The organism is Burkholderia sp. Ac-20345 (assembly GCF_017104825.1).
GTDB lineage: Bacteria > Pseudomonadota > Gammaproteobacteria > Burkholderiales > Burkholderiaceae > Burkholderia > Burkholderia lata_B.
On record NZ_JAAGPO010000107.1, the window covers coordinates 13,799 to 34,431 of the forward strand.

The following is a 20,633-nucleotide window of genomic DNA, read 5'->3' on the forward strand; positions in this document are numbered from 1 at the left end:
GGGTAGTTAGATGGCGGATCCGCGCGGCGGCGGCCACCCGTGAATGAGAATCTATCTCATTCACACCCATGAGCCCGGTCGATTGCTTTAGGCTGCCGGTCTGTTGTTTTAGATTGCCGCGCTCTCCATCTCGATGTCGTCGATCGCGTTCGACGACGCCCGAATATCGCTCGGCGAAATGCCGTAGCGCTTGCGAAACGCGATCGAAAAATGCGCGGGGCTGTAGCCGACGCGGTACGCAACGGTCGACACGTTCGCGTCCTCCGCGCACAGCATCGCGTGCGCGGTCCGCAGCCGGTATTCCTGCAGGTACGCATACACGCTCGTGCCGAACACCTTGCGGAAGCCGGCCGTCAGCTTGCGCGAATTCATCCCCACCCGGCCCGCGAGCGCATCGAGCGTCGGCGGCTGCTGAAGCTCGCGCGTCAGGATGTCGCTCGCCGCGTACACGCGCTCGACGTCCGACGACGTGACGCGCACGTCGGCCGGCGCGAACTGCCGCTGCGTCGCCAGCAGCTGCGCGCTCAGCGCGGTCAGCTCGAAGGCCTTGGCCTTCAGGTAGTACTCGCGCACCGCGCCCTCGAACGGGCAGGTCGCGATCTGCACCGCGAGCGCCTGCAGCGCCTTGGACGCCGGGCAACTGACGATGCGCGGATCGCCGCCCGTCGGCGCAAGCATCTTCTCCGGCAGCAGGCTCAGGTTGCGGTCGAGCGCATCGAGGCCGAGCTGCACGATCGTGTAGCGCAACGGCGTGTCGCGGTCGTAGATCTGGTGCGTCGTGAATTCGCCGTCGTTGGCGATCACGCACAGGCCCGGCCCCTTGATGCATTGCTCGGGCTGGCCCGGCACGCGGCAGCGCAACTGGCCGCTCTGCACGAGGACGAGCTTCAGCCCTTTTTCGAGCGGCTCCTCGTACCAGTCGCGGCTGTCCGAGCACAGCGTGCCGCTCATGAGTTTCATGCCCGCGTCGATGTGCACCACGCCCGGATGATTGCCGGGCACGAGCACCGGCGGGTGACGTCGTGACGAAGCGAAGGAGGTCGAGCTCATCGGAGGTCCGTTGGTTAGGCGGCACGCGCGGCCCGGCGCGCGCCGGCGGCAACCGGCCGATTGTCCGGCCGGGCCGGGCGGGCGCCGCGCGACGGGCGCCCGATCGAATGAAATTGCCGCGATATCGAAAGAAACGGCGTTATCGCGGCACTTGTTACAAATGATAATACCTCTCATTTACATTTTCTGACAACTTGCCGGAACCCCAAGGTCAGCGCATGCAATCCTCCCTCCCCTCCGTGGCACCGGCTCTCCCGGCCGACGCGCCCGACTGGCCCGACGACTTCGCGCGCCGTTATCGCGACGCCGGCTATTGGCAAGACACGACTTTCTTCGATGCGCTCGACGCGCAAGCGCAGCGCGATCCCGATGCGCTCGCCATCGTCGACGGCGCCCTCCGGCTCAGCTATCGCGACCTGCTGGCGCGCATCCGGCAGCTTGCGGGCGGCCTCGCGCGTCTCGGCCTGGTACGCGGCGACGCGGTCGTCGTCCATCTGCCGAACGGCGCGCGCTTCATCGAGACGTGCTTCGCGCTGTTCCAGCTCGGTGTGCGGCCGGTACTCGCCCTCCCCGCTCACCGGCACTACGAGATCGGCGCGTTCTGCCGCTTCGCCGGCGCGCGTGCGTATCTGTGCGCGGCGCGGCTCGGCGAGTTCGACTGCCGGCCGCTCGCGGCCGCGTTGCAGGCCGACTGCCCGACGCTCGAGCACGTCGTGATGGCCGGCGACGATCACGCGTTCACGCCGTTCGACGCGCTGTACGACGCGCCGCCGCTGCAAGAATGCGCGGCACGCGCCGACGACATCGCGTGCTTCCAGCTGTCGGGCGGCACGACCGGCACGCCGAAGCTGATCCCGCGCCGCCATCGCGAATACCTGTACAACGTGCGCGCGTGCAGCGCCGCGAGCGGCTTCGACGCCGGCACCGTGTATCTCGCCGCGCTGCCGATGGCGCACAACTTCACGCTGTGCTGCCCCGGCACGATCGGCGCGCTGCTCGCGGGCGGCCGCGTGGTCACGACCGGGCGGCCCGAGCCCGAACAGAGCTTCGCGCTGATCGCGCAGGAGCGGGTGACGCACACCGCGCTCGTGCCGCCGCTCGCGCTGCTGTGGCTCGACGAACAGCCGCAACGGCAGGCCGACCTGTCGAGCCTGCGCGTGCTGCAGGTCGGTGGCGCACGATTGATGGATCATGCAGCCGCACGCGTGACGCCCGTGCTCGGCTGCCAGCTGCAGCAGGTGTTCGGGATGGCCGAAGGGCTCATCTGCTGCACGCGGCTCGACGATTCTCCCGAACGGATCGCGCAGACGCAGGGCCGCCCCGTGTCGGACGGCGACGAAGTGCGCATCGTCGACGATGCCGGCGAACCGGTCGCGCCGGGCGAAATCGGCGAACTGCAGGTGCGTGGCCCGTACACGATACGCGGCTACTACCGGCTCGCCGAGCACAACGCGGCCGCGTTCACCGCCGACGGCTTCTATCGCAGCGGCGACCGCGTGCGGCGCACCGCGGACGGCGACCTCGTCGTCGAAGGCCGTGACAAGGACCAGATCAATCGCGGCGGCGAGAAGGTCTCCGCTGAGGAAGTGGAGAACCTGTTGCTCGCGCATCCGCAGGTGCACGACGCGGCGGTGGTCGCGATGCCCGACCCGCTGCTCGGCGAGCGCACGTGCGCGTTCGTCGTTGCTCGCGCACCCGCACCGTCCAGGCTGGTGCTGAAACGCTACCTGCGCGACTGCGGGCTCGCGGCGTTCAAGATTCCCGATCGCATCGAGTTCATGCCGCGCTTCCCGGAAACCGGCATCGGCAAGACCAGCAAGAAAACGCTGCGCGACCTGCTGCGCCGCCAGTTGCAGGCGGCGGCCGCATGAGCGCACGGCCGACCGATTCGAACTGGATCCGCGAGCTGCGCCTGTCGCCGTGCCCGCGCGCGCAACTCGTCTGCTTCCCGCACGCGGGCGGCACCGCGAATTTCTTTCGCAACTGGAGCCGCGCGCTGCCGTGGGACGTCGACCTGCTCGCGCTGCAGTATCCGGGCCGCGAGGAACGCTTCGGCGAGCCGTGCGCGGCAACGATCGACGCCCTCGCCGGCCCCGCCGCCGACGCCCTGCAACGCTATGCGCATGCGCCGCTCGTGCTGTTCGGGCACAGCCTCGGCGCGGCGCTCGCGTACGAGGTGGCGGTGCGGCTCGAGGCGCGCGGCGCGGCGCCGCTTTACCTGGCCGTGTCCGCGTTGCCGCCGCCGCATCGTCAGCGCCTGTCGGATCTGCACCTGCAATCCGACGACGCGCTCGTGGGCGACGTCGCGCGGCTGTCCGGCGAGCACGCCGCGCTGCTCGCCGATCCGGAGATGCGCGCGATCTACCTGCCGATGATCCGCAGCGACTACCGCGCGATCGAGACGTATCGCCGCGACCGGCCGCCGCGGCTCGGCACGCCGCTCGGCGTGATGTTGCCGCTTGCCGACTCCGAGCTCGACAACGACGAAGCGCAGGCGTGGCAGGACGTCGCGTCGCGCCCGATCCGCATCGAGACGTTCAACGGCGACCACTTCTACCTGCGCCACCAATACCCGGCGGTGATCGCGCATCTGGTCGAACGGATCGACCAGTCCCTTCGTTACGGAAAGGAGTACACATGAAAACACCGGACACCTGCACGGGGCTGCCCGACATTCGCGAAGCCATCGATCGCCTGGACGCCGACATCATCGACGCGCTCGGCCAGCGCATGCAATACGTGAAGGCTGCATCGCGCTTCAAGCCCGACGAAGCGAGCATCGCCGCGCCGGAACGGGTGGCCGCGATGCTGCCCGACCGGCGCCGCTGGGCCGAACAGGCCGGCCTCGACGGCGACTACGTCGAGACGCTGTTCTCGGGCCTGATCGCGTGGTACATCACGCAACAGACGCAGCACTGGCGCCGGCAACGGGGGCTCGCATGAACGCCGGCCTCCCGCTGCTGCACGACACGTTCGCCCGTGCGGCCCGCCGCGCCGCCGACACCGGCACGCCGACGCTCGCGTCGGTGTCGGTGCCGCTGCGCCCGCTCGACTTCTTCGACCTGATCGCCGCGTGGGACGACGGCGCCACCCCGTGGTTCTTCCATGAAGCCGGCGATGCGTCCGTCACGCTGCTCGGGTGGGACTGCGCGCTCGAACTGACCGCCACCGGCGACACACGCTTCGCGCAGATCGATGCACGCTGGCGCGCACTCGTTCGCGATGCCGTGACGGCCGGCCCGCAACCGCCGCGCCTCGTCGGCGGCTTCCGGTTCGATTCACTTGGCCCCCGCAGCGCACACTGGGCGCCGTTTCCCGACGCAAGCATGACGGTGGCGAGGCTGTTGATCGTGCGCGAAGGCGACGCGCACTGGGCCGTCTGCCAGCACGTCGTCGCCACACACGACGATCCGGCCGCGCTCGCGCATGCATGCCTCGCGCGCATCGAGTCGCTCGGCACGCTCACCATCGCCCGTGATGACGCCGCCCCGCACCTGCTCCACACGCAGGCGCTGCAGGCGAGCGAATGGCAGCACGAAGTCCGGCGCGCGGTGGACGCGATCCACGGCGGCGCGTTCGGCAAGGTCGTGCTCGCGCGCGACGTGCACGAACAGTATGCGCGGCCCGTCGCCGTCGCGCCGCTGCTGCGCCGGCTGCGCAAGCGCGACGCGCATGCGCACCTGTTCGCGGTCCGCCGTGAAGGCGCCTGCTTCGTCGGTGCCACACCGGAACGGCTCGCGCGTGTCGCGGCCGGCGACGTGCGCACGCATGCGCTGGCCGGGACGATCCGGCGCGGCGCCACGCCCGACGACGATCGCGCACTCGGCGCGGCCCTGATGGATTCCGCGAAGGAGCGGCTCGAACATGCGCTCGTCGTCGACGCGATCCGCGCTGCGCTCACGCCGCTGTCGCGCACGCTCGATGTGCCCGAGCAACCGTCGCTGCACCGGCTGCCGAGGCTGCAGCACCTGAGCACACCGATCCGCGCGACGCTGAAGGCGGACGCGACGCTGCTGCAGGTCGTCGCGGCGCTGCATCCCACACCGGCGGTGGCCGGCCATCCACGCGCCGCGGCGCTCGACCACATCCGTGCACATGAAGGCTTCGATCGCGGCTGGTACGCGGCGCCCGTCGGCTGGATCGACGCGCACGGCAACGGCGACTTCATCGTCGCGCTGCGCTCCGCGCTGGTCGACGGTGGCGCCTGCCGCCTGTTCGCGGGATGCGGCATCGTCGCCGATTCCGAGCCGATCAACGAATATCAGGAAACCGAACTGAAGTTGTCGGGCATGCAGGCTGCAATACGCGTGCGCGATGCGGCGGCGGATGCGGATGCACGCGGCTCGGCAAACGTGTCGGCTTCGTCAACGGTCGAGTGATGTTTCGGCGCGGCGGCCGCGCGCATCACAACAGCGGCAGCGTAAGCCGGATATGGTCGGCGAACGCCGCCGTCAGATGCGACGGCCGCTTGCGATCGAATTTCAGCGTAATGCCCACGGCCGGCAACGGCGGCAAGCGCGGATCGCCGGTGACGATCGCCAGGTCGGCCGGTACCGCCGTCTGCGTCATCACCGCGAACGCCTGCCCCGAACGCACCAGCGCGATCAGCCCTGCGAGACTGCTGCTCGCATACGCGACGCGGTAATCGCGGCCCGCGCGGTCCAGCGCCTCGCAGGCCGCGATGTGATCGAGCGTGTCGCGATCGGACAGCGCAAGCGGCAACGGATCGAAATGCGCGGGTTCGAGCCCCGGATAACCGATCCAGACCAGTTGCTCGCGGCGAATGACGTCGTCGTTCGCGCCGTCGTCCGGCAATGAAATCATCGCCAGATCGACCGCGCGTTTCTCCAGTTGTTCGATGAGCCGCGGCGTCGGCCCGCAGACGATTTCGACGATCGCCTGCGGATGCTGGCTCGAAAACTGCCGCAGCAGCGAAGGCAGCCAGACCTCCGCGTAATCGTCCGGACACCCGAAGCGGATCGTCCCCGACAGCCCCGTGCCGCACAGGTCGGCCATCGCCTCGTCGTGCAGCCGCAGGATGCGCTGCGCATGCACGAGCAGCCGCTCGCCCGGGTGGGTCAGCACCACGCCGCGGCCGGTGCGCTGGAACAGCGGCTGGTCGACCACCTCCTCGAGCCGCTTCATCTGCTGGCTGAGCGCAGACTGGGTCCGGCCGACACGCGCGGCCGCGCGGCTGAGCGCGCGCACCTCGGCGATCACGACGAACGAACGCAGCAGGTCGATTTCGAGCGAAAGCGCCAAGGTATTAGCTCCTTTTCTACCTTGCATAAGAACTATTCGTTTCCATCAAACCAGACACGCGCCTAGACTGCAAGCGCCCCTTGCCCCTTTGCCCCTTGTCTGGAGACGCCCGATGTCCCTGAACGACGACCCGACCTTCTGGCGCAACGCCAGGCAGCACCTGGTCCGCTACGGCGGCACGTTCGAGCCGATGATCATCGAGCGCGCGAAAGGCAGCTTCGTGTACGACGCGGACGGCCGCGCGATCCTCGATTTCACGTCGGGCCAGATGAGCGCGGTGCTCGGCCACAGCCATCCGGAGATCGTGTCCGTGATCGGCGAATACGCGGGCAAGCTCGACCACTTGTTCAGCGGGATGCTGTCGCGGCCGGTCGTCGATCTCGCGACACGCCTCGCCGACGTCACGCCGCCCGGGCTCGATCGCGCGCTGTTGCTCAGCACCGGCGCGGAATCGAACGAAGCGGCGATCCGGATGGCGAAGCTCGTCACCGGCAAGTACGAGATTGTCGGCTTCGCACAGTCGTGGCACGGGATGACGGGCGCGGCCGCGTCGGCCACGTACAGCGCCGGTCGCAAGGGCGTCGGCCCGGCCGCCGTCGGCTCGTTCGCGATCCCGGCGCCGTTCACGTACCGGCCGCGCTTCGAGCGCAACGGCGCCTACGATTTCCTCGCCGAACTCGACTACGCGTTCGACCTGATCGATCGCCAGTCGAGCGGCAACCTCGCGGCCTTCATCGCGGAGCCGATCCTCAGTTCGGGCGGGATCATCGAACTGCCGGAAGGCTATATGGCGGCGCTCAAGCGCAAGTGCGAGGAGCGCGGGATGCTGCTGATCCTCGACGAGGCGCAGACCGGCGTCGGCCGCACCGGCACGATGTTCGCGTGCCAGCGCGACGGAGTGACGCCCGACATCCTGACGCTGTCGAAGACGCTCGGCGCCGGGCTACCGCTCGCGGCCATCGTGACGTCCGCGGCAATCGAGGAACGCGCGCACGAACTCGGCTACCTGTTCTACACGACGCACGTGTCGGATCCGCTGCCGGCGGCCGTCGGCCTGCGTGTGCTGGACGTCGTGCAGCGCGACGGGCTCGTCGCACGGGCGAACGTGATGGGCGACCGGCTCCGGCGCGGCCTGCTCGACCTGATGGAACGCTTCGACTGCATCGGCGACGTGCGCGGGCGCGGGCTGCTGCTCGGCGTCGAGATCGTCAAGGATCGCCGCACGAAGGAACCGGCGGACGGGCTCGGCGCGAAGATCACACGCGAATGCATGAATCTCGGGCTCAGCATGAACATCGTGCAGTTGCCCGGCATGGGCGGCGTGTTCCGGATCGCGCCGCCGCTGACCGTCAGCGAAGCGGAAATCGATCTCGGGTTGTCGTTGCTCGAGCAGGCGATCCGGCGCGCACTGTAACGGAACGCCACGCGCAACGCCACGCGCCTCGAAATCTAGTCGAGCCTCCCGGCCCGAAACACGCTGCGCAATTCGTCATGGTTGTGTACGTTGAGCCGGCGATAGATCTTGCGAACATGATCGACGACCGTGCTGTCGCGCAGCGCGAAGTCACGCGCAATCTCGCTGTGCGAGCGGCCCAGCACGAGCTGCACACAGAGTTCGCGCTGCCTCTCGGTCAGGCCGAACGCGAAACCGAGCCGTTCGACCATCAGCCTGAGCGGCGGAAAGTGTTCGATATAGATCACGATCGCGGCATCGCGTTGCAACGCAACCGCATCGGCACATCGATAGGCCTTGAAGCGGAAACGCCCCGCATGGTTGCGACGTTCGAGCGTCGCGGGTGGTGCCGGGTAGCCGAGCCAGATCCGGTTGAGGTTCGACCGTAGCGGCGCAAGCCAGTCCGGCAAGCGTTCGTGATGGTAGAACGCGAGCGGCTCGCCGGTCGCGAGCGACAGCATCCGCCTGCTGTCTGCGTTGTGCAGCAGGAGCCGGCCATCGTCGTCGACCACCATGACCGCGGACTGGCTGCATTCCGATTCATGCAGCGTGGGCTGCACGGGCTGCGACAGCGCATGGGCAAGATGCCGTGCCATGGGCTCGATGTCGCGATGGTTCTGTTCCGAGAACGGACGACAGCCTGGTGCGCGCGACAGCAGCAGGCTGCCCCAGCCGCGCGTGCCGTCCGTCGCGGTCAGCTCGAGACAGTGGCGCATCGACACCGGCCGCCACAGGTCCGCATACATCTCGCTCGCCAGCAATTTGTCGTCGTAATGCGCGCTGTTGTCGAAACCGCGCCCGCGGCGCATCGCATCGGAAAACGTGACGCCCAGCACCGCCTGCCGGGACGTGTTGTGGATGTTCGCGAAATACGTCGGCAATAACGTATAGACCACTTCGTTTTCGCTGCACACGTCCGACACGGCGAAGTGCTCGTCGGCATAGAAGAACATGCCCCAATCGGCACCGACGATGTGCCGGGTCGCCTCAATCACATGAGGAATGACGAGGTGCGGCTCGACGGCAAGCGAACAGAGCCGACGAATGTGACTCGCAAGCGCGACGTGTTTGTCAGACATGAATGCGCTCCTCGAACATGCACCGGATTCGCTCGCGGGCCGGGGCGAGACGCTCGACTTCACACGTTCCGCGATGTCCGTCCAGTTTAGGCAATCCACATGACAAAGACGGCAATTGCCCCCTTTCAAGAGGGCGTTAAACCGGCATGCGGGTTCTATCATTTCGCCATTCCGGCTGCATTCGCGTGACGAACCCACTACTGCGTTCGGCCTGCGGGATTTGTCCGGCGCGATGCAATGGCGGCGGAATGACCCGATTCACGATGCGCGAGTCAAACGCGCACGAGACGACTCGACACGCGCGACAGAACCATCGCGTGAATCCGCGCATGCCGATGCGTCAATCGCCGTAAAGCCTTGAGGAATGACCCGGGGGAGGATCGACGTAACGCATGCGGGCAAGGACAGGCGCAGGCCTGTCGACCGCAGGTGCCGCCACGTCGCGCGTCACGATGCAGGTGAGCGCGCCGTAAGCAGCCGCTCGCATGCGGAGCGTCGACCTGCGCTGACGATGCGCACTCCGCGTCGTTGGTGTTGCATCGCTTTTTCATGTGAGGTGCCACGATGAAGAGCATGGTCAAGGCGGCGCTGGCCGTCATTTGTGTGTTGGGTGCGTCGGGTCTCGCCCGGGCGCAGGACGATGGTGCCGCGGCGGGGTCGAGCAAGCCGTCCGACTCTGCGATCAGCGCGACGTCGATGGGCAGCATGCCCAGCGCCGGTTCGCAGGCGGGTGGGCCGGCCGGGCTCACGCGCGCGCAGGTCAAGGAGGAATACTTGCGCGCGCAGAAGTCGGGGGACCTTCAGCGTCTCAACCAGTTGTACGAAGGCGGTCAGTAGCAGCAGATGTCCGGCTCGGCATGGTCGCTCGTGTATCGGGTGGGGGTAGCGATGGCGCGACCATGCATGGCCGACGGATAGACAGGCAGCGAGCAGAAGCGCGCCCGGCGTTCTCTCACGCCGAACGCGACATGCTGAAACGCACGGACCGCATCCGTCCGTGATACATGCACGTACGTGCATACCACCGCGCCGCCGGCCCGTTTCAAGCCGGCGACATCCTGCATCACTCGCGCAAACAAGCCTTCCTGATCCGGTCGCCGGCAAGCAGGTTCGCGCCCATGCCGGCGAGCCTCAGCCCGCTTCGGCCGCCCACGCGACGGCATCGGCGCCGGCCGGCATGCGCATCGGGCTCGACGGATCGGTCGCCGCGCGCCACACCGCTTCGGCGACATCCTGCGCATGGGTGATCGGCGCGGATTCGTCGACCAGGCGCGCAAAGGTCGCCGCGACAAATTCCGCATACGCTTCGTGCTCGAAGCCGTGCATGTGTGCGCGCGCGTTGTCGGCGAAACGCGTGTCGGGCGCACGGCCCGGCAGCACGAGATGCGCGCGCACGCCGAACGGTGCGAGTTCGAGCGCCACCGATTCGGTGTACGCATTGACCGCCGCCTTGCTGGCGCGATAGGCGGCAAGCAGCGGCAGCACCTTCAGCGTGACGCTCGACGTGACGTTCACGACCACACCGGACCCGCGCCGGCGCAACTGCGGCAGCACGGCCTCCGTCACCGCGATCGTGCCGATCGTGTTGGTCTCGAACAGCGCGCGCACGGTGTCGAGCGGCATCAGTTCGGCCGGTGCGGCCGCGCCGAACCCCGCATTGTTGACGAGTACGTCGATCGGGCCGGCGGCATCGATCGCCGCGCGGATGCTGTCCGGGTTCGTGACATCGAGCGCCAGCACGCGCAGGTGCGCCGACGGCGGCAACACGTCCTCGCGCGGCGTGCGCATCGTCGCGACGACCTGCCAGTCGCGGGCCAGGAAATGACGGGCGATTTCGAGGCCGAAGCCGGAAGAACAGCCGGTGATCAGTACGGTCTTCATGCGAACTCCTGTGAGTGTGTTGGGCATGTGTTCGTACGATAGATGGCTGGATTCGTATTCGCTACAATCGAAAATCCGCTTTTCTTTTGCGAGAGTCCGGCGATGATCGACCCGTTGACCGAAGTCGTGACCCTGCTGCAACCGGGCGCGCGGTATTCCAAATACATTCGCGGCGCAAGCCCGTGGTCGATCAGCCGCACGGTCGCGGGCGAGCCGTTCTATTGCGCGATCCTCGACGGCGGGTGCCGGATCGCGATCGACGGGCACGCGCCGATCGAGCTGCTGCCCGGCGATTTCATGCTGATTCCGGCGGCGTACGGCGTCGCGATGTCCAGCCTCGAACCGCCGCCGCCGGGCGTCGAAACCGCACCGCCGGTTGCACTCGATCACGGCGAATACCGGATCGGCGATCCCGCCAACCCGGTCGACACGCGGATGATGGCCGGCAACTGCACCTTCGGTTCGTCGGACGCATCGCTGCTGGTATCGCTCTTGCCTCGATTCGTGCACGTACGCGGCGAACCGCGGCTGACCACGCTCGTGCAACTGGTGCGAGACGAATCGCGTGCGCAGCGCCCCGCGCGCGACATCGTGCTGGCACGCCTGCTGGAAGTGCTGCTGATCGAGGCGCTGCGCTTCACGTCCGGCACGAACGCGTCGCCCGGCCTCGTGCGCGGGCTCGCCGACAGCCGGCTTGCCACCGCGATCCGCCGAATGCACGAACGCCCCGCGCATCCGTGGACCATCATCGAGCTGGCGAAGGAAGCCGCGCTGTCGCGCTCGACCTTCTTCGAACGCTTCAGCCGCGCGGTCGGCGTCGCGCCGATGGAATACCTGTTGACGTGGCGCATGGCGCTCGCGAAGGATCTGCTCCGCCGCAACGAGGGCCGCATCGCCGAGATCGCGGGGCGCGTGGGCTACAGTTCGGCGAGCACCTTCAGCGTCGCGTTCACGCGGCACGTCGGCCGGCCGCCCGCGCAATACGCACGCGACGAACAGGCGGCGGCAAACGACGCATGATGCACACCCGCAGCCCCTGCCCTGCGACCTGCGTCCCCTGTTCCCGGATTCCCGGATCGCTCGACACGCGTCGGCGCCCAGGCCAGCTACGCGAGACGAACCGGCCGTGGTGCGCTGCTCAGGTGCCCGTCGACGTGTATTTGCGCACCCCGAACCGCCACGCGACGAAGCACGCGCCCAGGAACACGAACGCGACCGCCGGCGCGAGCGGCAGGAACCAGCTCGGCGCACCGAGCGGGTCGGGCTTGCCGAGGATCGCCAGCACCGGGAAATACGCGATGCACGCGATCGGCACGACGAACGTCAGGAAATGGCGGAGCCAGCCCGCATAGAGGCTGATCGGAAACTGCGCCGCCTGCACGCCGCCGTACGTGACGACATTGACGACTTCCAGACTTTCGACGGTCCAGAACGCGAGCGTCGCCTGCAGCACCATCAGCCCGAAGAACAGCGCGACGCCGCCGGCGATCGTCCACACGGCCAGCGCGATCGACGCGGCGTTCCAGCCGAAATCGAGCGCGCGCGTCGCGACGACCAGCACGACGATGCCCTGCAACAACCGCCCGATCACGCGCAGCCGGAAGTCATGACCGATCAGTTGCAGCGTGGCCGTGCGCGGGCGCAGCAGCAGGCGGTCGAAATCGCCCGTCCGGATGAAGTCGCTGCCGAACACGTCGAACCCGCGGCTGATGAAATCGGCGATCGCGAAGCTGACGCTGACCATCCCGAAGAACATGCAGATGTCGCCGAAGCGCCAGCCCTGCACGTCGCCGAAGCGGTCGAACAGCGCCCAGATACCGGCCAGTTCGATGATGGTCGTCAGGAACGTGCCCGCGCCGAGCATCAGGCTCGAGGCCGGATACTGGAGCTGCGCGCGGATCGAGGTCGCGAAGTAGCGGGACAGCAGGCGGGCGGTATTCATCGGCTCAGCCTCCCTGCAGGTGAAGCCGCGACATCACGCGGTGCATTGCGATGCGCCCCAGCGCGAGGAAGGCGGCGATCCAGAATGCCTGCAGCGCGAGCCCGGCCCATGCGGCGCCCCCGCTCAGCGTGCCGATATAGATCCGCGAAGGGATGTCGAGCATCCCGGCGAACGGCTGGGCGATCAGCAGCGGCTGCAGCCAGTCCGGAAACAGGCCGAGCGGAATCAGGTTGCCCGAGAACAGGATCACGAACGCAGGCGCGAGCGTGTTGATCCCGCGATCGGTCAGCGTCGCGGCGATACACAGGTTGAGCAGCATCACGAAGGCGGCGGCGAGCGCGATCATCAGCATCACGGACACGACGAACAGCACGGCCCGCGCGGCGTCCGCCGGCGGCTGCCAGGCCCATTCGCCGAAACCGGCGAGCGGCAGCACGATCGCCGCCGCGACGAACATCAGCACGACGCGCGGCAGCGCCCGCGCGCTCATCCATGCCATCGCCCGCACGTACCACCACGCGTACGTATCGACCGGGCGCAACCGGTCATAGCTGACCGCGCCGGTCCGCACCGCCGCCGCGACATCGGGATCGCCGCCCCATGGCTGCAGCGCGAACAGCGCCTGCGCGATCCATGTGTAGGTCGTCACCTGCTCGAGCGTCATCGGTACGTGCGCGTGCGTCGCGTGACGATAGAATGCCGCGTAGATCATCACCTTGAGCGCGCCCCACCAGCATTGCGTCGTGAAGCCCGCGAGGGCGGCCGCGCGATACTGGAGCAGCGTCTTGAAGCGTGCCGAGAAGGCCGCGGCGTACGGGCGCAGGACATCCATCGGCTTACGCTTCCGTCGCGCCGTGCAGGCGATAGAAGCGCGCGATGACCTCCTCGATCGCCGGTTGCTCGACGCGGATATCCTCGACCGCATGCTCGGCCGCGATGCGCGCGACGAGCGCGGGCGCGCCGATGACGCCCGGGTCGAACGCGAGCTCGGCCGTGCGCCCCTCGCGTCGCAGCAACTGCGTACCGGCGATGTCGAGCGCCGGTGCTTCGTCCGCGAAATCGACCAGGATGCGGCGGTCGGACAGCACACCGGCGCGCAACGCGTCGAACGGCTGGTCGGCCAGCACGCGGCCATGCCCGATGACGATCACGCGCTCCGCGAGCGCCTCGATATCGTGCATGTCGTGCGTCGTCAGCAATACGGTCACGCCGCGCTCCCGGTTCAGCGTCTTGACGAATTCGCGCACCGCGAGCTTCGACGGTGCATCGAGGCCGATGGTCGGTTCGTCGAGAAACAGGATCGGTGGTTCATGCAGCAGCGCCGCGGCAATTTCGGCGCGCATCCGTTGCCCGAGCGACAACTGGCGCACCGGCTGGTGCAGCAGGCTCTCGAGGCGCAGCATCGCGACGAGCGCGTCGCGCGTGCGCCGGTAGGCACCGTGATCGACGCGATAGATGTCGCGCAGCAGGTCGAAACCGTCGATGACTGGCAGATCCCACCACAGCTGGCTGCGTTGCCCGAACACCGCGCCGATGCGTGCGACGTGCGCGATGCGATCGTCGAACGGCACGCGGCCGTCGATGATCACCTTGCCGGAAGTCGGCCGCAGGATGCCGGACAGGATCTTGATGGTGGTCGACTTGCCGGCCCCGTTCGGCCCGATGAAACCGAGCAGCTCGCCGCGCCGCAGGCTGAAGCTGACGTCCTTGAGCGCTTCGACTTCGCGCCAGCGGCGGCGCAACAGACCGAGCATGCCGGGCTGCCGCTCCGCGATGCGGTAGGTCTTCGCCAGGCCTTCGACGATGATCTGGGACATGCCATCCTCGCGGGTTCGTTGACCGCCCGCGGCCGTCGGGCAGACGGTGCCGGCGCGGAAAGCGCGCGATCTTATCACGGGGCGGGACGATGGATCGACAGGCTGCCGCCGCATGACCGACCGGCCTGCCCACTCGCAGCCCGCGATCTGCGTACACTGACGGCCAGGCAACGACGACCCGCGAGGCAAGCGATGACGACTGCGACGCAACCCGCCGGCGAACCCGACCACTGGCTCGTCGCGCATCGCGATGCGGAAACCGGCATCGAAAGCCTGCACGCGCATTTCAACGGCCATGCGTACGACGCGCACGATCACGACGACATGCTGGTCGGCTTCACCGAACAGGGCGTGCAGCAGTTCCAGTGCCATCGGTCGGTGCATACGAGCGTGCCGGGCCGCGCGATCCTGATCGAGCCGGGCGCGCTGCACGACGGCCATGCACCCGAAGCCGGCGGCTTCACCTACGGGATGCTGTACCTGCCGCAAGCGTGGGTCGAGCGCGCCGCGCGCCGGCTGGACCTGCCCGGCCTCGGCGGTGTCGAGGCATCGTTCGGCCATACACTCGTCGACGATCGCAGCCTCGTCGACACGATCCGGCACGCGTTTCTCGCGATCCACGGCAACGAAGGCAAGCTCGCGCGCGACCAGACGCTCGACCGCCTGCTGATGCGGCTCGGCGGCGAATTGCGCGGCCCGCTCGTGCTGGAAAGCGCGGTCGTGCCGCCCGCGATCGCACGCGTGCGCGATCTGCTGCATGAACACATGGACGGCAACATCGGGCTCGACGAGTTGGCCAGCGTCGCCGGGATCGACCGGTTCCGGCTGACGCGGCTGTTCCAGCGTGCGTTCGGCACGTCGCCGCACGCGTACCTGGTGCGCTTGCGGCTGCGTGCCGCGCGCCGGCTGCTGGCGGCCGGCCGCACGCCCGCGCAGGCGGCCGCGGACGTCGGCTTCGCCGACCAGAGCCACCTGGGCCGCTGGTTCCGCCGCGCGTACCGGATTACGCCGGCCGCATACCGGCAACTGTGCACAAACGTTCCAGACTGATCGCGCACGACATCCGATCATGAGCGTCTCTACGAGGAGCAATCATGTTCGATACCAAGGTAGCGCTGATCGTGCGCGACGATCTCGCGGCGTGGCAGAAACTCAATGTCGTCGCGTTTCTCGCGACGGGCGTCGCGGCCGAAGCGCCCGAAGCGCTCGGCGAGCCTTACGAGGATGCGGCGGGACGCCGCTACGGCCGCATGCTGGGCCAGCCGATGCTGGTGTTCGCGGCCGACCTGAACGGCCTGCAGGCTGCGCACCGGCAGGCACTGTCGCGCGAACTCACGATCGTGCCCTATGTGCACGCGATGTTTTCGACCGGGCACGATGCCGCCAACCGCGAAGTGTTTCGGGCCGGCGATGCGGAGAATCCCGACTTCGTCGGGCTGGCGCTGCGCGGGCCGAAGAAGGCCGTGGAAAAGGCCGTGAAGGGGCTGGCGTTGCATGCGTGAACGCTAAAGCTGCCCCGGCATTCCGGATCAGCGATGCGTGAGGACGTTGACGAGCTTGCCGAACGGGTCGCGCACATAGAACCGCCGCACGCCCCAAGGCTCGTCGGCCGGGCCGTATTCGACCGGAATCCCGGCCGCATTGACACGCGCGAGCGCTTCATCGACGTCGTCGACCTCGATCGACAGATCGGGCGTCGGCGTACCCGACCCGCCCTGCGACGCGAAGCTGATCTGCACGTCCATCTGCTCGGCATTGCCGTAGGTCGCGATCCAGCCGTGATCCATCAGCAGGTCGAGGCCGAAGATCCGTTGGTAGAAGCGCTTTGCGTCGTCGACTGATCGGGTGTCGATATTGGCGACGATCCGTTTGACTTTCATCGGTTTCCTTCGCGGGTCGTGACAGTACCGCGACGCTACACCGGAACCGCGCACACAACCAGTGCGTCAGCGGCCGGCCGTCTCCATGTTCGCCCGCCGCGCCCGTGCAGGCCGCTCGACGTGCTTGCCGGCCAGCCACACGCCCACCGCGACGACCACGATGCCGAGATAGGTCGTCAGTTCGATCCGGTCGCCGAACATCCACGCGGCCCACATCAGCGTCACGGGCGGTTCGAGATAGACAAGCGTCGCCACGCGCGTCGCCGGCATGCGCTTGAGCAGCGCCCACAACGACAGATAGGCGACGAAGGTCGAGAACACCGTCAGCCACACGACTGAAACCCACACGTTCGGCTGGGTCGGTACATGCAGGTTGCCCGTAACGATTCCGCACGCGGCGAACAGCACGAGGCTCACGCAGCCCTGCACGAACAGCGGCAGGAACAACCCGTCCTCGTTGCTGCGCGCGGCCGTCAGCGCGCGGCGCCGCTGATAGATCGTCGCGATCGACAGCCCCAGCGCGGACACCAGCGGTAACAGGTACATGACGAACCCGACCGATCCGGCCGGCAGCGCATACTGCCCGCCGATCACGATGCCCACGCCGACGAACCCCACGACGAGCCCGGCCCACTGACGCGCCCCACTACGCTCGCTGCCCTCCACCGCCGTCATCGCGGCCGTGATGAGCGGCTGCAACGCGGCGACGATCGCGGCGATGCCGGGCGGAAGGCCGTGCTGAATCGCGATATATACGCAGGTCAGATACAGAAACTGCGACAGAAACCCGATCACCGCGTGATAGCGGATTTTTTCGAGCGTCAGGCGCCCGAGCTGCCGATTGAGGACGATCGCCAGGCACAGCGTGACGAGCAGGAACCGCCAGAACAGCAGGTTGAACGCGCCGGCCGTCTCCGCGCCGAGCTTGGCGCCGATGAAGCCGGAACTCCACGACAACACGAAAACGAGCTGGAGCAGGAATAGCTGCATGGGGCGACGGCTCTCAGAAGGTTGCCGGGGACAGGCGCTGGTCGCCCAGATCCTCGGGGCGAATCGGTTCGAGCCCGAGGCGCCGGTACTGCAGTTCGGCATCGTCCCGGAGCGCGCGCTGCAGCCCCAGCCAGTTGACGACCGTGCGCGGGATACCGTCGTCCGACGCGAGATGCCAGAACCCGTTGTCGTCTTCCCGCGTGTACGGGCAGTGAAACGACAGCACCAGCGACATGCGGCGCCCCGCGTCGACCGGCTCGACGCCATGGAATAGCTTGCTGCCGTAGATGAGCAGCGCGTCGCCCGCGTTGTCCAGGTTCGCGGTCTTCACATGCCGGCGTTCGCGATCGTGGCGGTCGAACGTCTCCGCAGTCGATTCGTAGAACAGAAAATTTCCGCCCTCGTAGTCGGATCGATCCGACAGCACGATGTTCAGCACGAAGCTGGTGCCGTCGGTGTGCCACATGCCCAGCTGTTCCTTGCCGTCGCGCTGGCCCGTCGGGTAGTAATAGTTGAACTGCGACCGCGCATTGACCATCGGATACGGAATCAGCGGCGCACCGGCGAGACGCGACACCCTCAGCAGGAACGCGCGGTCGTGCATCATGTCGTCGATGAACCGCGAGCGCTCCGTCACCGCACGCACGCGCTTCGAGATGATCCAGTTGCTGCTCGACGCGCTGCGCTCCAGCGCACGGCCGATCTCGCGCAACGCGTGAACCGCTTCGTCGGAAAACAATCCGCGAAGATGACACACCGCGTTGAGCGCATCCGAGCGCGTGCCGCGCATCGGCACACCGCGATAGCCGAGATCGTCGAGGTTGCGCCGGTATCGCACTTCGTAGCCGTCGCGCAGGCAGGCGCTGGTCCAGCGCATCGGTTCCGTCGCGGCGTCCAGCGAGCCGTCGACATTCGCGCCACCGGACAGCGATGTCTGCAGCGCAAGCCTCACCCGATCGAACCCTCGCGCAAACACCGGCAATGCATTTCCCTTGTTCATCGCGTGCCTCGTTGTCGTGGTTTCGGCATTCAGCCCTTGAACTGGGCGATCTGGTACACGACGCTGCCGTCGCCGCTGTGCAGCTCGTCGATCACGCGGCAATTGGCGTGACTGTGGCGTACATGGCGGAATTGCTCCGGCGTGTATTTCAGGCAGACGTTGGTGATCAGATGCCCGTCGGCCCCGGCTTTCGAGACGGGTTGCAGCGTCACCGCCACATGGAACTGGTCGCCGAGCAGATTGAGCCGGACGATCGACACATGGTGCTCGCCGAGCGGCTCGAAGCCCTGCTGCCGGCTGACGACTTCGGAAAACCGCACCATGTTCTCGTTCTGGTAGAAGTTGTAGATGGGCTCCTCTCTCCCCTCGACCAGCAGCTGCATTTCCGACACGACGTAGGTCGACTTGCCGCCGAGATTGCGAATGAGCCGGCCGATCGTCACGGGCAGTTCGTTGCCCTCCTGGAAGCCGAGCATCGTGATGAACGTCACGTCCTGGCCCACGTCGATGTGGTTCCACTGCACGTTCCGGTAATCGTCGGCGATGTAGTTGAAACAGCCGGGCGTTTTCAGGAACGGCATGATCGCGTGCCGCATCGCGTCTTCCGACGACTCGTTGATGTCGACGGCCGTGTAGCGCAGATGGTCCGGGCCGCCACCGCTGACGGCCTTCATGAGTTCGGTCGTCTTGACCGGCTCCGGCCCGAGCTCGATGTAATGCACATGGCGGCCGCGCGACAACGTCGCGAGCCGCTCGCTCAACTTGCCGATCGCTTCGCGCAACGAACCGTTGCCATCGCGGTCCGCGCACAGCGCGGGACTCCGCACACCCAGCTCGTTCAGGTTGCGCATCAGCGAAAACACCTCGCGCCCTGCTTCCTTTCTCCTCGCGTCATCGTCGCTGCGCTTGAGCGTCGAATATTTTTCGTGATTCTCGACCGTCCATACCGATTCGGCCTTCAGCTTCCTGTCCCGCACCAATGCATCTACAACGAAATCATTGATCGACATGAATCATTCCCCGGATACGTGCAACGCCCGGCCGGCTGCCTGCCGTTGTCTGCCTGTTGACCGAGAATATGGGATGCCCAATAATTCCGTCAATCGACATTACCTGAATCACTGATTCGGAAAAACCAAATCATGCCGCGCACCCTGGACGTCGACCTGCTGCGTACCTTCCACGCCGTCGCGAAACTCGGCCGCTTCAAGGATGCGGCCGCCCATGTGAATCGCAGCCCGTCGTCGGTCACGGCACAGATTCAGAAGCTCGAGGAAATGGTCGCGCAGCGCCTGTTTACGCGAAACAACCAGGCTGTCGAACTCACGCAGTACGGCCACAAGCTGCTGAGCGACACCACCGAGTTTCTGCTCAGCCACGACCGGCTCGTCGAATCGCTGTCGCCGCAGATGCTGGCCGGCAAGTTGCGGCTCGGCATCCCCGATTCGTACGCCGCGCACTTCATGGCGGAATTCCTGCCGCGCTTCGCCGCCGACCGGCCGCTGCTCGAGCTGACGGTCGAAGCGCGTTCCAGCGAAGAGCTGCAGTCGCTGTTCTCCCGCGGCCAGCTGGACATCACGATCGCCGTGGTGCAGAAAGTGCCGCCGCACGGCGAGCTGCTCAGCAAGACGCATCCGGTGTGGGTCGCCGCTCGCACCTTCAAGTTCAATCCCGATGCGCCGCTGCCGATCGCCGTGCAACTGCAGGGCTGCCCGTACCGCGACACCGCGCTGAACGCGCTGAAGAAGGCGAAGATCGCGCACCGGATGCTGCTCGAGAGCGCCAGTTCGCCGGCGGTCGAAGCGTGTATCACCAACGGCCTCGCGGTCGGCCTGATCGAACACGATCGCGTGTCCGGCAACCTGACGAGCCACGTCGCCGGGATCGTGCTGCCCGACCTCCCGCCGCACCTGATCACCATCCTGACGGACGACAGCAATCGCGCCGCGCTGCATCTGCGCGACGTACTGAAAAGCACGTTCAGGATCGGATAGAGAAGACAAGGCCGGGAACCGGCCTTGCATGAGAAAGCAAGAAAGGAAGCGCCGCCGGCCCGTTGCAGGCCGGCGGCATCCGGCGTCAGCCGCCGAGGTACGCCTGCTTGATCCGGTCGTTCGCGAGCAGGTTCGCGCCCGTGTCCGCCAGCACCACGCGCCCCGTTTCGAGCACGTAGCCGCGATCGGCCACGCCCAGCGCCTTGTTCGCGTTCTGCTCGACGAGGAACACCGTGACGCCTTCCTCGCGGATCATCCGGATGATGTCGAAGATCTGCGCGATCA

General features: G+C 67.2%; 21 protein-coding genes and 1 pseudogene. 10 read left to right on the forward strand and 12 right to left on the reverse strand.

Annotated features, from left to right (window positions below; genetic code table 11):
- Nucleotides 1-108 precede the first annotated feature (108 nt).
- Nucleotides 109-1,050 carry an AraC family transcriptional regulator gene (locus tag G3O06_RS30010; RefSeq protein WP_174936701.1) on the reverse strand — a complete coding sequence of 314 codons (942 nt, stop codon included), beginning with the start codon at nucleotides 1,048-1,050 and terminating at the stop codon, nucleotides 109-111.
- Between the two features lie 218 nt (nucleotides 1,051-1,268).
- On the opposite strand from G3O06_RS30010, the gene G3O06_RS30015 reads away from it, so the two are divergent.
- Genes G3O06_RS30015 through G3O06_RS30030 form a run of 4 tightly spaced genes read left to right on the forward strand, consistent with a single transcriptional unit; the run spans nucleotide 1,269 to nucleotide 5,429 of the window.
- Nucleotides 1,269-2,921, forward strand: coding sequence for an AMP-binding protein (locus tag G3O06_RS30015; protein WP_205818390.1), 1,653 nt, complete (start codon nucleotides 1,269-1,271; stop codon nucleotides 2,919-2,921).
- Complete coding sequence (locus G3O06_RS30020; RefSeq protein ID WP_174970156.1) at nucleotides 2,918-3,691, forward strand: alpha/beta fold hydrolase; 774 nt, start codon at nucleotides 2,918-2,920, stop codon at nucleotides 3,689-3,691. Before G3O06_RS30015 ends, G3O06_RS30020 begins: the two co-directional genes overlap by 4 nt.
- Nucleotides 3,688-3,993, forward strand: coding sequence for an isochorismate lyase (locus G3O06_RS30025; RefSeq protein WP_205818391.1), 306 nt, complete (start codon nucleotides 3,688-3,690; stop codon nucleotides 3,991-3,993). The genes G3O06_RS30020 and G3O06_RS30025 overlap by 4 nt, the downstream gene beginning before the upstream one ends.
- Nucleotides 3,990-5,429, forward strand: a complete 1,440-nt coding sequence (locus G3O06_RS30030; RefSeq protein WP_205818392.1) for an isochorismate synthase — start codon at nucleotides 3,990-3,992, stop codon at nucleotides 5,427-5,429. The genes G3O06_RS30025 and G3O06_RS30030 overlap by 4 nt, the downstream gene beginning before the upstream one ends.
- A 25-nt stretch (nucleotides 5,430-5,454) precedes the next feature.
- Here G3O06_RS30030 and G3O06_RS30035 read toward each other — a convergent pair whose 3' ends face one another.
- Complete coding sequence (locus G3O06_RS30035; RefSeq protein ID WP_205818393.1) at nucleotides 5,455-6,339, reverse strand: LysR family transcriptional regulator; 885 nt, start codon at nucleotides 6,337-6,339, stop codon at nucleotides 5,455-5,457.
- An 85-nt stretch (nucleotides 6,340-6,424) separates the two neighbouring features.
- Here G3O06_RS30035 and G3O06_RS30040 point away from each other — a divergent pair, with 85 nt between their 5' ends.
- A complete protein-coding gene (locus G3O06_RS30040) occupies nucleotides 6,425-7,726 on the forward strand; it encodes an aspartate aminotransferase family protein (RefSeq protein WP_205818394.1) in 1,302 nt (433 codons plus the stop codon).
- 35 nt (nucleotides 7,727-7,761) lie between these two features.
- Here the strand turns inward: G3O06_RS30040 and G3O06_RS30045 are convergent, their stop codons facing one another.
- Nucleotides 7,762-8,844, reverse strand: coding sequence for a LuxR C-terminal-related transcriptional regulator (locus tag G3O06_RS30045; protein ID WP_205818395.1), 1,083 nt, complete (start codon nucleotides 8,842-8,844; stop codon nucleotides 7,762-7,764).
- A 564-nt stretch (nucleotides 8,845-9,408) separates the two neighbouring features.
- Between G3O06_RS30045 and G3O06_RS30050 the strand changes: the two genes are divergently transcribed.
- A complete protein-coding gene (locus G3O06_RS30050) occupies nucleotides 9,409-9,681 on the forward strand; it encodes a DUF4148 domain-containing protein (RefSeq protein WP_205818396.1) in 273 nt (90 codons plus the stop codon).
- Between the two features lie 294 nt (nucleotides 9,682-9,975).
- On the opposite strand, the gene G3O06_RS30055 is transcribed toward G3O06_RS30050, so the two are convergent.
- A complete protein-coding gene (locus G3O06_RS30055; RefSeq protein ID WP_205818397.1) occupies nucleotides 9,976-10,725 on the reverse strand; it encodes an SDR family oxidoreductase in 750 nt (249 codons plus the stop codon).
- Nucleotides 10,726-10,767: 42 nt separating this feature from the next.
- Between G3O06_RS30055 and G3O06_RS30060 the strand changes: the two genes are divergently transcribed.
- Entirely contained in the window at nucleotides 10,768-11,745 is a 978-nt protein-coding gene (locus tag G3O06_RS30060) for an AraC family transcriptional regulator (RefSeq protein WP_174998096.1), read from the forward strand.
- A gap of 118 nt (nucleotides 11,746-11,863) precedes the next feature.
- Here G3O06_RS30060 and G3O06_RS30065 read toward each other — a convergent pair whose 3' ends face one another.
- Genes G3O06_RS30065 through G3O06_RS30075 form a run of 3 tightly spaced genes read right to left on the reverse strand, consistent with a single transcriptional unit; the run spans nucleotide 11,864 to nucleotide 14,484 of the window.
- Nucleotides 11,864-12,667: an ABC-2 family transporter protein gene (locus G3O06_RS30065; protein WP_175003143.1), complete on the reverse strand. Its 804-nt coding sequence runs from the start codon at nucleotides 12,665-12,667 to the stop codon at nucleotides 11,864-11,866.
- A 4-nt stretch (nucleotides 12,668-12,671) separates the two neighbouring features.
- Nucleotides 12,672-13,499, reverse strand: a complete 828-nt coding sequence (locus tag G3O06_RS30070; RefSeq protein WP_205818398.1) for an ABC-2 family transporter protein — start codon at nucleotides 13,497-13,499, stop codon at nucleotides 12,672-12,674.
- Nucleotides 13,500-13,503: 4 nt separating this feature from the next.
- Nucleotides 13,504-14,484, reverse strand: a complete 981-nt coding sequence (locus tag G3O06_RS30075) for an ATP-binding cassette domain-containing protein (protein WP_205818404.1) — start codon at nucleotides 14,482-14,484, stop codon at nucleotides 13,504-13,506.
- A gap of 192 nt (nucleotides 14,485-14,676) precedes the next feature.
- Between G3O06_RS30075 and G3O06_RS30080 the strand changes: the two genes are divergently transcribed.
- Together G3O06_RS30080 and G3O06_RS30085 are read left to right on the forward strand one after the other, a co-directional pair.
- Nucleotides 14,677-15,534: an AraC family transcriptional regulator gene (locus tag G3O06_RS30080; RefSeq protein WP_205818399.1), complete on the forward strand. Its 858-nt coding sequence runs from the start codon at nucleotides 14,677-14,679 to the stop codon at nucleotides 15,532-15,534.
- A gap of 44 nt (nucleotides 15,535-15,578) precedes the next feature.
- Nucleotides 15,579-15,986 (forward strand): DUF2000 family protein, encoded by a 408-nt coding sequence (locus G3O06_RS30085; RefSeq protein WP_205818400.1) that lies wholly within the window; start codon nucleotides 15,579-15,581, stop codon nucleotides 15,984-15,986.
- A gap of 27 nt (nucleotides 15,987-16,013) precedes the next feature.
- Here the strand turns inward: G3O06_RS30085 and G3O06_RS30090 are convergent, their stop codons facing one another.
- The 4 genes from G3O06_RS30090 to G3O06_RS30105 all read right to left on the reverse strand — a co-directional run bounded on the left by G3O06_RS30090 (nucleotide 16,014) and on the right by G3O06_RS30105 (nucleotide 19,364).
- Nucleotides 16,014-16,364, reverse strand: a complete 351-nt coding sequence (locus G3O06_RS30090; RefSeq protein WP_174981012.1) for a VOC family protein — start codon at nucleotides 16,362-16,364, stop codon at nucleotides 16,014-16,016.
- A 66-nt stretch (nucleotides 16,365-16,430) separates the two neighbouring features.
- Nucleotides 16,431-17,354 (reverse strand): DMT family transporter, encoded by a 924-nt coding sequence (locus G3O06_RS30095; protein WP_205818401.1) that lies wholly within the window; start codon nucleotides 17,352-17,354, stop codon nucleotides 16,431-16,433.
- A gap of 13 nt (nucleotides 17,355-17,367) precedes the next feature.
- Nucleotides 17,368-18,354 carry a 2OG-Fe(II) oxygenase family protein gene (locus G3O06_RS30100; RefSeq protein WP_205818402.1) on the reverse strand — a complete coding sequence of 329 codons (987 nt, stop codon included), beginning with the start codon at nucleotides 18,352-18,354 and terminating at the stop codon, nucleotides 17,368-17,370.
- A 29-nt stretch (nucleotides 18,355-18,383) separates the two neighbouring features.
- Nucleotides 18,384-19,364, reverse strand: coding sequence for a hypothetical protein (locus tag G3O06_RS30105; protein ID WP_174970170.1), 981 nt, complete (start codon nucleotides 19,362-19,364; stop codon nucleotides 18,384-18,386).
- 132 nt (nucleotides 19,365-19,496) lie between these two features.
- Here G3O06_RS30105 and G3O06_RS30110 point away from each other — a divergent pair, with 132 nt between their 5' ends.
- Nucleotides 19,497-20,348, forward strand: a complete 852-nt coding sequence (locus G3O06_RS30110; RefSeq protein WP_205818403.1) for a LysR substrate-binding domain-containing protein — start codon at nucleotides 19,497-19,499, stop codon at nucleotides 20,346-20,348.
- 85 nt (nucleotides 20,349-20,433) lie between these two features.
- Here the strand turns inward: G3O06_RS30110 and G3O06_RS30115 are convergent.
- Nucleotides 20,434-20,633: pseudogene (locus tag G3O06_RS30115) on the reverse strand (branched-chain amino acid ABC transporter ATP-binding protein); the annotation flags it as partial.

What these genes read in the sequence shown, in the direction of transcription:
- G3O06_RS30010 (WP_174936701.1), bottom strand. Translation starts at nt 1,050, where the DNA reads ATGAGCTCGACCTCCTTCGCTTCGTCACGACGTCACCCGCCGGTGCTC.
- G3O06_RS30015 (WP_205818390.1), top strand. Translation starts at nt 1,269, where the DNA reads ATGCAATCCTCCCTCCCCTCCGTGGCACCGGCTCTCCCGGCCGACGCG.
- G3O06_RS30020 (WP_174970156.1), top strand. Translation starts at nt 2,918, where the DNA reads ATGAGCGCACGGCCGACCGATTCGAACTGGATCCGCGAGCTGCGCCTG.
- G3O06_RS30025 (WP_205818391.1), top strand. Translation starts at nt 3,688, where the DNA reads ATGAAAACACCGGACACCTGCACGGGGCTGCCCGACATTCGCGAAGCC.
- G3O06_RS30030 (WP_205818392.1), top strand. Translation starts at nt 3,990, where the DNA reads ATGAACGCCGGCCTCCCGCTGCTGCACGACACGTTCGCCCGTGCGGCC.
- G3O06_RS30035 (WP_205818393.1), bottom strand. Translation starts at nt 6,339, where the DNA reads ATGCAAGGTAGAAAAGGAGCTAATACCTTGGCGCTTTCGCTCGAAATC.
- G3O06_RS30040 (WP_205818394.1), top strand. Translation starts at nt 6,425, where the DNA reads ATGTCCCTGAACGACGACCCGACCTTCTGGCGCAACGCCAGGCAGCAC.
- G3O06_RS30045 (WP_205818395.1), bottom strand. Translation starts at nt 8,844, where the DNA reads ATGTCTGACAAACACGTCGCGCTTGCGAGTCACATTCGTCGGCTCTGT.
- G3O06_RS30050 (WP_205818396.1), top strand. Translation starts at nt 9,409, where the DNA reads ATGAAGAGCATGGTCAAGGCGGCGCTGGCCGTCATTTGTGTGTTGGGT.
- G3O06_RS30055 (WP_205818397.1), bottom strand. Translation starts at nt 10,725, where the DNA reads ATGAAGACCGTACTGATCACCGGCTGTTCTTCCGGCTTCGGCCTCGAA.
- G3O06_RS30060 (WP_174998096.1), top strand. Translation starts at nt 10,768, where the DNA reads ATGGCTGGATTCGTATTCGCTACAATCGAAAATCCGCTTTTCTTTTGC.
- G3O06_RS30065 (WP_175003143.1), bottom strand. Translation starts at nt 12,667, where the DNA reads ATGAATACCGCCCGCCTGCTGTCCCGCTACTTCGCGACCTCGATCCGC.
- G3O06_RS30070 (WP_205818398.1), bottom strand. Translation starts at nt 13,499, where the DNA reads ATGGATGTCCTGCGCCCGTACGCCGCGGCCTTCTCGGCACGCTTCAAG.
- G3O06_RS30075 (WP_205818404.1), bottom strand. Translation starts at nt 14,484, where the DNA reads ATGTCCCAGATCATCGTCGAAGGCCTGGCGAAGACCTACCGCATCGCG.
- G3O06_RS30080 (WP_205818399.1), top strand. Translation starts at nt 14,677, where the DNA reads ATGACGACTGCGACGCAACCCGCCGGCGAACCCGACCACTGGCTCGTC.
- G3O06_RS30085 (WP_205818400.1), top strand. Translation starts at nt 15,579, where the DNA reads ATGTTCGATACCAAGGTAGCGCTGATCGTGCGCGACGATCTCGCGGCG.
- G3O06_RS30090 (WP_174981012.1), bottom strand. Translation starts at nt 16,364, where the DNA reads ATGAAAGTCAAACGGATCGTCGCCAATATCGACACCCGATCAGTCGAC.
- G3O06_RS30095 (WP_205818401.1), bottom strand. Translation starts at nt 17,354, where the DNA reads ATGCAGCTATTCCTGCTCCAGCTCGTTTTCGTGTTGTCGTGGAGTTCC.
- G3O06_RS30100 (WP_205818402.1), bottom strand. Translation starts at nt 18,354, where the DNA reads ATGAACAAGGGAAATGCATTGCCGGTGTTTGCGCGAGGGTTCGATCGG.
- G3O06_RS30105 (WP_174970170.1), bottom strand. Translation starts at nt 19,364, where the DNA reads ATGTCGATCAATGATTTCGTTGTAGATGCATTGGTGCGGGACAGGAAG.
- G3O06_RS30110 (WP_205818403.1), top strand. Translation starts at nt 19,497, where the DNA reads ATGCCGCGCACCCTGGACGTCGACCTGCTGCGTACCTTCCACGCCGTC.